Annotated in this window: 7 protein-coding genes, 1 tRNA gene, 1 rRNA gene and 1 pseudogene; 3 read left to right on the top strand and 7 right to left on the bottom strand. The window is 58.7% G+C overall.

Annotation, left to right across the window (positions count from 1 at the left end):
* The 5 genes from CQ017_RS14220 to CQ017_RS14240 form a co-directional block, all read right to left on the bottom strand.
* The gene (locus tag CQ017_RS14220; protein WP_096289223.1) at window positions 1-927 is read right to left on the bottom strand and encodes a hypothetical protein; all 927 of its coding nucleotides are present in this window, start codon (window positions 925-927) and stop codon (window positions 1-3) included.
* Window positions 928-929: 2 nt separating this feature from the next.
* Window positions 930-2,582, bottom strand: coding sequence for a class I SAM-dependent DNA methyltransferase (locus CQ017_RS14225; RefSeq protein WP_105554223.1), 1,653 nt, complete (start codon window positions 2,580-2,582; stop codon window positions 930-932).
* A 153-nt stretch (window positions 2,583-2,735) separates the two neighbouring features.
* Entirely contained in the window at window positions 2,736-3,668 is a 933-nt protein-coding gene (locus tag CQ017_RS14230) for a DUF808 domain-containing protein (protein ID WP_096289227.1), read from the bottom strand.
* 226 nt (window positions 3,669-3,894) lie between these two features.
* Window positions 3,895-3,968, bottom strand: a tRNA-Thr gene (locus CQ017_RS14235).
* Between the two features lie 161 nt (window positions 3,969-4,129).
* Entirely contained in the window at window positions 4,130-4,996 is an 867-nt protein-coding gene (locus tag CQ017_RS14240) for a thioredoxin domain-containing protein (RefSeq protein WP_096289229.1), read from the bottom strand.
* A gap of 399 nt (window positions 4,997-5,395) precedes the next feature.
* Between CQ017_RS14240 and CQ017_RS14245 the strand changes: the two genes are divergently transcribed.
* The 3 genes from CQ017_RS14245 to CQ017_RS14255 all read left to right on the top strand — a co-directional run bounded on the left by CQ017_RS14245 (window position 5,396) and on the right by CQ017_RS14255 (window position 8,807).
* A complete protein-coding gene (locus CQ017_RS14245) occupies window positions 5,396-6,865 on the top strand; it encodes a trehalose-6-phosphate synthase (protein WP_105554224.1) in 1,470 nt (489 codons plus the stop codon).
* 29 nt (window positions 6,866-6,894) lie between these two features.
* Complete coding sequence (gene otsB, locus CQ017_RS14250; RefSeq protein ID WP_176484316.1) at window positions 6,895-7,677, top strand: trehalose-phosphatase; 783 nt, start codon at window positions 6,895-6,897, stop codon at window positions 7,675-7,677.
* 65 nt (window positions 7,678-7,742) lie between these two features.
* On the top strand, window positions 7,743-8,807 hold the full coding sequence (locus CQ017_RS14255) for an ABC transporter ATP-binding protein (RefSeq protein WP_096289235.1): 1,065 nt from the start codon (window positions 7,743-7,745) through the stop codon (window positions 8,805-8,807).
* Between the two features lie 138 nt (window positions 8,808-8,945).
* Here the strand turns inward: CQ017_RS14255 and rrf are convergent.
* A 5S ribosomal RNA gene (gene rrf, locus CQ017_RS14260) occupies window positions 8,946-9,062 on the bottom strand.
* Window positions 9,063-9,575: 513 nt separating this feature from the next.
* Window positions 9,576-9,815, bottom strand: a pseudogene (locus CQ017_RS18435) (IS3 family transposase); the annotation flags it as partial.
* Window positions 9,816-10,113: the final 298 nt, after the last annotated feature.

Consider the following 10,113-nt stretch of genomic DNA (forward strand, 5'->3'; position numbering starts at 1 on the left):
CTAAAAGAGCGCTTCTTGTAGCTCATCGACGAGCTCATGCCCTGGCACTGGCACGACCTCACCGGCTCGGCGAGCGCGCGCCGACTCATGCAAGTCGATCGGAGTAACTTTCAACACCGAGTCAACCATGGCATTTAGGAACTGAGCGGTGCCGACATCTTCGGGCACCGGGTGGTGCACCGCCTTGACCTCTGGCTGCTCGGCACTGTCATCCCAGTCCACAAGCAAAAGTCCGGTCGCTGTATAGCCAAAGCCATCGCCGAAATCGCGCAGCTTGCGGATCATGTCCACGGTACGTCGGAAAGCTGCCGGTTCGGTTTCTAAAATGGTGGCGCGTTGCACGAAGTAGAAGCCGACGGCTGCCAGCGGGTAGCGGGCACGCAGGTTGGCCGCGTCCCCGTAGGCTTCTTCGTACCGATTGGACAGGTTCTTGCCGAAGGAAGAAGTCATTGCCTTGGTGCTTAATAGCAACTCCGGTCCCGTGGACCAGTGGGTCATCACCACGTCGGTCTGCTTCATGTAGGCGCGGCCCAGAATCCTGGCGTCGGTGCTTCCGGCCTTGCCGGCCAGGATTGCTTCATGCAGCTCGTCGGAGAGCCGTTCGGGGAGCTTGCGCAGCAATTCGAGGATGTCCGAAGACAACACCCGTGGCGCTTCCGCGCGCGGCCAGACGAGGTCTGCGTCGAACCCCGCCCGGCGGAGTTCATGGGCTAGCCAAGCGTCGACGCCCTGGGCAAAACGACCGGAACGGGTCGCGGCCTTAGAACGCACCGGAATGCTTAGCAACCGCTCGAGAACGTCGAAAGAAGGGTTGAACTCCTCGGTGACGGCGCCGTTAAGGATCCACGGCGAATCTTTGAGCGCAGATATCAACGTCGCGTCGTATTCGGCGAAGGCCAGGGATTTCTCGACTGTGCCTGATCCCACGATTAGTTCTCCACTGCCTTAGCTCGGGACTTGCGTCGTTCCAGCATGTCTTGGCGTGCGCCGCGTAGCGCACCGATCGCGGCAGCGTCTAGCTCCAGCATCATTCCCAACACTATTTCGTCTACCAGCTCCGTAGCTTCTTGCTTACGGCCATGCAGCAGATGTTCGCGGACCTCGTTTTTGATGGATCGCAGCGGTATTGCATGCTCGGCGACCAACTGGGTTGAGGGCACTGGAAGCTTATCCGCCTCGCCGGGTTCCAGCTTCAAGATGCCTCCCCCGTAGGAGCGTCCCACCATTTCGGCACCCAGCATAGTCAAGGTATTAAGCGAAGCCAGAGGCAGCAGCTCACGTCCCAGCTCACGCACATCGGCCCCGAGGTATACCCCATGGATTGAATTGATGTGATGCACACCTGCATGGTTAGTCGTCAGCCGGGGAGTGTCAGCATTCATATAGGTCATGAACAGATCAGGCACCGACAACAACGGGACCCGCCACCAGGGAGTACGCATCCGGCACTTATAGGCTTGGTCCACCGACTCCAGCTCGCCGCGGCCAATTAAGCGCTCTCCCGCGGTGGAGGCGCCACCCTGGGGCCGGAACATCAAGGTCGCCAAGCCGTGCTCCCCGAGTCGCTGCCATTGCTTAGCGTCTAGTTCCAAGCCGCGAAGATGCCTAGAACCGGGAGGCGATATTTCCACCAGGTCGCTCGCGTCCAAACCTAATTCCTCGGCCCGCGCCGGGCTGAGCGTAAACCATTTATTGTTGCCGGTCACCGCGCCCAGCGAGGTCTCTCCCCAGCCCTGCAGATCAATAAACCCGCCGGTAGCATGCGCCTGGTTGAGTATCCCCTGAGCTTCAAAAGTCACCAAGGACCCGGTCCAACGGTCACTTGGACGCTTCGGAGTGTGGATTGCTCCCTCGCCGAGTCCAATCAGATCCTTGGCATTACGAAATTGGTGCAGGCTGAAGGAGTCGCTGGAACCGGTCTGATAACCCTCCGCAAGCAACAGCACCACTTCTTCCTGCGCGTCGACGAATAGCCGCTGTTCGAAGACCGCGAGATGCACCTTGGCGAAACGTTCAAGCAGCATTGCACGCACGGGCCCCGCATAGTTCACGAACATCAGCTCTGCCGGGAGCACTAGGGCCAGACGACCGCCGACCTTCAGGAAGCTGGTGGCGTGCACGACGAAGGCCGCCCACACGGAGGCAAGCTCGTTCAGCTCGACTCCGGAGCGCCGTGCGGCTTCGCGCGAGATCTTGCGCTGGGCTCCGCGGTGCAGCTGATAACGCACGTACGGGGGGTTGCCAATCACCGCATCCATATCCGCGGTGCCTGGGATATCAAAGAAATTTGCGTGCTGGATCCTAGCCTGTGCGCCTTGTTCCGCGAGGATTGCGCGTGCCGCCAGCACCGAAGGCTCGTGAAGCTCCACCCCGAATAATTCGCTGGCGCCGCGCCCATCGTTGGTGACTTGGGCAGCGGTCGCCAAGAATTGGGCTTCGCCACATGAGGGTTCAAGCACACGACGACCCTGCTCGCCTAGCGCCCACTCGGTCATGAACCGGGCTACCGGCTCGGGGGTGAAGTAGGCGCCCCGCTCATGCCGAGCGGCGCTCCCTACAATATTTATCTTGCTCTTCAACACACATCGATCTTTCCATGGCCACCAGACGTTTTGGCAGGGCCAAGACGATCGCCGCACACCGTGCGAAACACCGGCAGACTTCGCGACTGGCAGGTTTTACGGCGGGGCAAGTTTCTTATCTGCCTATTCTACGTGGCCGGCCTGCAAAGCTCGTTAGTGCTTGGCACGCAGCTTGTTGATGCCCACGACAGCGGCGGCAACCACGCAACCAATCAAGAATCCGGCGATGCAAGAAAAGGCGGTATTCGTCACCCAGCCCAAGATCGCCCCGGCCGAACCGGTAGCCTCGTGCACCAGCAGTTCCATATGATGCACAAAACCGTAGGGGGCGTGCCAGCCCAGCTCGTCCATCCCGACCAGAATTAGGTGGCCACCGACCCAGAGCATCGCCACCACACCTACCTTGCCGAGGATCGACATCACGATCGGCATGGCCTTGACCAGGCCACGGCCAACCTTCTGCGACAGCTTGGATGCCTTCTGCGCCATGTGCAGTCCAATGTCATCCATCTTCACGATCAGCCCCACCGCACCATAGACCACCACGGTCATCAGGATAGCGATCACAATCAGGATTAGCGCGCGATTCAAGAATGGTTCGTGGGACACTTCGTTCAGCGAGATGACCATGATCTCCGCTGAGAGCACGAGGTCTGTCCGCACCGCCGCGCCGATGATCGCTTTTTCGTCGCGCACTCCCTCCTTGCCGCCCGGTGTGTGGTGCTTGACCACGCCCATCGCTTCAAGCAGCTTTTCGGCCCCTTCAAAAACAAGATAGGCACCTCCGAGCATCAGGATCGGGGTGAGCGCCCACGGAGCGAACTGCGAAAGGATCAGAGCCACCGGAAGGATGAACAGCATCTTGTTCCGGATTGACCCAACGGCGATCTTCCAAATGATCGGAAGCTCCCGCTTGGGCGATAGCCCGGCCACGTATTGCGGGGTGACAGCCGCATCGTCGATGACGACTCCAAGCGACTTGGTGCTTGCCTTCGCAGCTCCCATAGCGATGTCGTCGAGTGACGCCGCCGTGACCTTTACGAGGGCTGCGACGTCATCCAGAAGAGCCACGAGTCCACCGGCCATGCCAAAACTCCTTGAGATATTGTTCGGTCGTTTTGGTGCCACCGTACAGGCGCCAGAATCGACAAGGAAATACACCTGAAGTTTAGCGCCCTGAGTTGCCCAGAAACTGTGAGACACCAAAAGAATGCGGATTTTTCGGGGCAAGCCACGGTCGATCCGCAGATGCGGTTGGGAAATAAAAGACCCTCGCCGAGGTTCAAGCTTGAACATCGGCGAGGGTCATCCGAGCCCCCTATCGGATTCGAACCGATGACCTACGCTTTACAAGAGCGTTGCTCTGGCCAGCTGAGCTAAGGAGGCGTACTGCATAAGAATATCCGAAGACTGCGCCCGACTGCGAATCGAGACTTTGGCGGCGTTAACCACCCGTGGGGAGCGCACCGCTAGCGATGCACTCCCCACGGGAATCGTGTCAGAGCGGCAGAAAATTATCGACCGCAGTTCACGCAGCTTTAGGCAGTCTAGGCGTTGGCCTTGATGGCCGCCTCAACTGCTTCGACAAAGTCCTGATTGGCAAGGTCCATAACCTCGCCCTGGATGAAGATGCTCGGAGTGCCCAAGACACCGTCGTAGCCGGCAGCTAGTGTTGCAGTTTCCACGAACGGACGGTAGGTTCCCTTGTCGATGCAGGACTTCACCGAGTCTGAAGCGCCGGCGGCAATCGCCATTTCGGAGATCTCAGCATTCTTCATTTCGCCCTGATCGTAGTGCCCCCACAGAGCGCTGGCAAAGTCCAAGTAGGCTGCTGGGCTCTGGTCAGCTACACAGGCCAGCGCGTTGGCCCCACGCGAAGAGAAGTTCGTTGGCGAGTTTCCATCGAGGAAGCCGACGTTGCGGTATTCCAAGGAGATCTTGCCGTCCGCCAACCACTGCTTCATCTGCGGCCCATACTTGCTTTCAAATTCAGCACAGTGGACGCAGTTCGCATCAACAAACAAGGTCACGTTGATCGGCTCGCCCTTGGCGCCCACGGTCAGATCGCGTGGTTCGGGAGTCGCCGGCTTCGAATCGGGAGCGACAAGTTTGGTGTTGTCGATCTTCACACCCGAGGTATTTGCAACGGTGGTCGGCGACGTCAACAGAATACCGCCAGCGGCGTTGCCGCCCTGAGGCGCGGCTCCGGCGTCCGGAACCTTGGCGTTGTTATTCTGCACGATGAGCACAACCACCAGGACCACGACCAAAACGACAGCAGCCAGCACGCCAAGCTTGACGAAGAGCGACTTGCGTTTCTGGGCCGAGGCCTGAGCAGCCTGCAGCTGCGCGGCCTTTTCACGGGCGCTAGCGTTGCGCTCCGCTTTGGACGGACGCGAGTTGTTTGTAGACATAAGTTCGAATGTTCCTTGGCTCAACGGAAATACTGTAATCTGCTTCCAAGCTTAGCCAATGGAATGGCCGCCCTCCCCCGTAATTGCCAGATTCCCCAACCTTCACAGGTTGCGCATAACATTCGCCAACATGATGCAAAGCCCCATTTTGGGGTTATTTGAGACTTCAACCAAGTCATGCCGGATAAGTTCATCTTTGGGCCTCATTCGGCGTTAAAAGCCCATCCGCGCCGCTTCTCACGTACATTGAGTGATGGAACACAGTTTCCTCCCGCTTCCGGCTAGCATCCGGAATCCGGGATGACAGTGAAGTTGAGCTGACAAAGAGGTCATTCACTTACAACCGACAAAGCTGCGAGGTTTTCTTCTCGCAGTAAGTACGTGGCCAGGAGGTTTACGGTGGGTAATGAACTAGCAGGCGTAGCGGAAGGCAATTCCCATGACTTTGTAGTGGTGGCTAACCGGTTGCCGGTGGATCGGATCACGCTTCCGGATGGCACCCAAGGGTTCCAGCGTTCTCCCGGCGGTCTGGTCACCGCGCTCGAACCGATCATGGCTGCCGCGGATGGCGCATGGGTCGGCTGGCATGGCGGAATCGACGAAGAGCTCGAAGAGTTCGACAAGGACAGCATCCACCTCGTTCCGGTCCCGCTCAGTGAACAGGACCTAAGCCTCTACTACGGCGGATTTTCGAATTCCACCCTCTGGCCGCTCTATCACGACGTGATCATACCTCCGGAGTACCACCGCACCTGGTGGGACCGTTACAAGAAGGTCAACCAACGTTTCGCTGACGCGGTGGTGCGAACCGCCGCGCACAATGCCACCGTGTGGGTCCACGACTACCAGCTGCAGCTGGTTCCACAGATGCTGCGGATGGCACGCCCCGATCTGAAGATCGGCTTCTTCCTGCACATCCCTTTCCCCGCCGCCAGCCTGTTTTCTCAGCTGCCTTGGCGCACCCAAATCCTGGAAGGTCTGGCCGGAGCCGATCTAGTCGGCTTCCAGCGCGAGACCGATGCGTCCAATTTTCTACGCTGCCTGCGACGGTTCACCGACTATTCGACCAAGGGGCACGAAGCTACCCCGTCGTCGACGCATAAGATTCAGAATCTGTGCCGCGCTGTGGCCCATCCGATCTCAATCGATACCGAAGAAATCGCCAAGCTGTCGCGTGATCCGCAGATCATTGCCCGCGCCGCACAGATTCGTTTGGAATTGGGCAATCCGAAGACAATCATGCTTGGCGTGGACCGGCTGGACTACACAAAGGGCATCAGGCACCGGCTGAAAGCCTATGGCGAGCTGCTCAACGATCAGGCACTTCGCGCCGGAGATGTCTGTCTGATCCAGGTAGCCAGCCCAAGCCGTGAAAACGTAGATTCCTATATGGAGCTGCGCGATCAGGTAGAACTGATGGTCGGCCAGATCACCGGCCAACACGACACGCTGAGCCACACCACGCTTCGCTACTTACACCACTCCTATCCGCTGCGCGAGATGATCGCCCTATACCTAGCCGCCGATGTGCTACTGGTGACAGCCCTGCGCGATGGGATGAACCTAGTGGCCAAGGAGTTCGTGGCATCCCATCAGGATGGTCGTGGAGTCCTTGTGCTTTCCGAATATACCGGTGCGGCCGATCAGTTGACCCAGGCGGTGCTGGTCAACCCTCATGACATCGATGGCATGAAGGCAAGGATCGTCGAGGCGGTCAACATGGACCAATCCGAACAGGCACGACGCATGCGTCGAATGAATCGCCATCTGCTGGAACATGACGTGACCCGTTGGTCCGCTCGCTTCTTGGAAGAACTCGCCGAAATCAATTCGCGAGCGAACCAAATCAACGCCGTAGCCAGCCGTTAATAACATCGCCTAGTCTGAACGGAACGACAGTGCCGAATCTCGCGCCCGAATTACGCGCCGATCTCTCCACCTTCGCCGGGCACCGGCGAATCCTGGTTGCTTTGGACTTCGACGGTACGCTCTCGCCCCTCGTGGACCGCCCCCAAGACGCCAGGCCTTCCACGCGGGCCGCACAAGCCTTTGACGAACTTGCGCGACAATCCGGCGTGCACACGGCGGTGGTCTCCGGCCGGAACCTTGAATCGCTCACGGCGGTGTATCCGGCCCCCAGACCGGACAACTTGATCGGCTCCCACGGAGCTGAACGGCGCGTTCCGTCCGTAACCCCGGATGCGCCAGAACAACGGGAACTCACCGATGCCCAGCGGGAGAACCTCACGGAAATCACCGCCCGGTTGAGCGAAGTCGCGCAGCGGCATGAGGGAGTCAATCTGGAGCACAAACCCTCGGCTACCGTCCTGCACGTACGCCAAGCCCAAAGTCCTGGCATTGCCGAGGCCGCCTTGGCCGAGGGGAACCACGCCCTCGCGCACTTGCCGGAAGTGCGCCTCATGGCAGGAAAGGCGGTGCTAGAGGCCTCGGTCCATGCAGGCGACAAGGGACAGGCTTTGCAATGGTTGCGCCAGGTTCTCGATGTTGATGCGCTGCTCTTCGTCGGAGATGACGTCACCGACGAGGATGGCTTCCGGATCCTCACCCGTGAGGACCTCGGAATCAAGGTAGGCCCAGGCCCTACACTGGCCGCGCACCGCATTTCTGGGCCGGAGATACTGTCCGAACTTTTGGAATTGCTGCTTTCTATGCGAGACTAAGGTGTCCCATATCACTTTCACTACGGATCGTCGGGCACGTACCTGCCCGTGAAAGGATTGTCATCATGGCAACTGTGACCTTTGAAAAGGCCACCCGAATTTACCCGGGCGCACTTGTGCCTTCAGTCGACGCAATTGATTTGCAGATTGAAGACGGGGAATTCCTTGTTCTAGTTGGCCCATCGGGCTGCGGCAAATCGACTACCTTGCGCATGCTAGCTGGTCTCGAGGAAGTCGACTCCGGGCGAATTCTCATTGGCGATAAGGACGTGACTAACGTTCCGCCAAAAGACCGCGATATCGCCATGGTCTTCCAGAACTATGCTCTTTACCCGCACATGACGGTCGCTGAAAACATGGGCTTCGCCCTGAAGATCGCCGGCGTCGATAAGGAAGAACGCAATAAGCGCGTCCTCGAAGCTGCAAAGCTGCTGGATCTAGAAAATTATCTAAGCCGCAAGCCGAAGGCGCTCTCCGGCGGCCAGCGCCAGCGCGTCGCCATGGGACGAGCAATCGTTCGCTCGCCTCAGGTCTTCCTGATGGACGAGCCGCTGTCGAACTTGGACGCCAAACTTCGCGTGCAGACCCGCACACAGATCGCATCGCTGACCCGCCGACTCGGTGTCACCACCGTGTATGTCACCCACGACCAGGTGGAAGCGTTGACCATGGGTGACCGCGTGGCGGTGCTCAAGGACGGCGAAATCCAACAGGTTGGCACTCCCCGTGACCTCTACGACCGCCCACGCAATGTTTTCGTGGCCGGATTCATCGGATCTCCGGCAATGAATCTCATTGAATTGGAGGCCTCTAACGGTCAGGTCGCCTTTGGCAACACTTCCTTGCCCGCTCCTGGCGCGCAGGGTGCAACCACCATGGGCATCCGACCGGAGGATCTGACTCTCGCCACCCCAGGCGAGGGTGCAGAGCTGATGGTGGATGTGGTCGAGGAGTTGGGTGCAGATGCTTATGTCTATGGCACGGCCCAGCTAGGCGGCAAGAGCCAAACCATCGTGGTCCGAGTCAACGGCCGCACCCCGCCTGCCCGCGGCCAGAAACTGCATATCCTGCCGCTAGGGCAGCACGTGCACCTCTTCGACACCGCCTCGGGCCTGCGTCTAGCTGATTAGTCTCCGAAAGCAATAAGACCGGTTGTAGGACTCGTTAGAGTTTCACAACCGGTCTTTTGCGGTCCGTACGGGAGGACGTGGAACGGTGGTTAAACATCGAAGGTCCCGAGATATTTCTCGGGACCTTCGGTAAAATATGCCCGGCGATGACCTACTCTCCCACACCCTCCCGAGTGCAGTACCATCGGCGCAGTGGGTCTTAGCTTCCGGGTTCGGTATGGGACCGGGCGTTTCCCCCACGCTATGATCGCCGTAACTCTAACCCTCACGGTCAAACCGTGGGAAAATTACAGTGTCATTCGCAGTTGCGATAACTCAATAACTATAACAGGGCCAGGCTTCTAAGGGCCAATCGATAGGCTCCTATCCGACGGTGCCCTTCGCCACACTAAATACAATTCGGTTGCAGCCTGTGCAGCTGATAGACACTGCCCGCCCTCCGACTCCTGAGCCGGTACAGGACATGCGTGCAGACCGCCGAGCGCGTATCGATTGCTGCCATATGCGCTGCGTCAACGCCGAGTTTATTGATTCGGATTCGCCGCGGCAGAACGGCTTATATTGCAAAGTTTATTGCTCAGGGCCGGCGTGAGCAGCTGTCTGTCGGAGCTGTATGTACGTTGATTGAAGTTAAATTCTGGCCAATGAGTTCAATATCATTGAGCTGGTCGAGTTTCTGGGCGCTCAACCCGCCATTCGCCGTATGCGGACGTTTCCGGTTGCGCCAATCCTCGATGTAGCATTACCGCAGTCCTAACCGCCACCCGTCTGGTGATCACGCACCGTCGTGTTCTTGAAGGCACTCATCGGTTTGCCTCGATCCCCAGCTCTTTCATGATCGACAAAACCGTCGACTTCGGTATGTCGTCTTCCTAGTGCTTGCGGATCAGGTCCACCAGTTGCCCGGCGCCGTCTACCCCATTTCGATGCTTCGTACTCGTGCTGGACCGGCGTGCTGCGCCTGGCTCACAGCGCTTTAGCTTCGCTCGGTTCCTGTGATGGGCTCATCAATCAACCGGCGGAGCACTACACAGCGCCGACAAGAACAAAGCCTATGCAGGAAGATGGAGTAGTGACTATCGCGCCAGAGCTCTATGGAGTGCACCATCGCGGGGAAGGAGTCGTCGATCAGAACGACTGGGTCAAGATCCAGAAATTCAACCCTGGTTAAAGCACTAAAAGGTCCCGCCCCGCCAGGCAGAACCACACACCCCCGCACACCCCGCGGGTTAAACAGGTGAGGCCCCCACACCAACAGGTGCAAGGGCCTCAAACCATCATACTAAGTTAAGTCCGGCGGTGACCT

This window comes from Arthrobacter sp. MYb224 (assembly GCF_002975455.1).
Lineage (GTDB): Bacteria > Actinomycetota > Actinomycetes > Actinomycetales > Micrococcaceae > Glutamicibacter.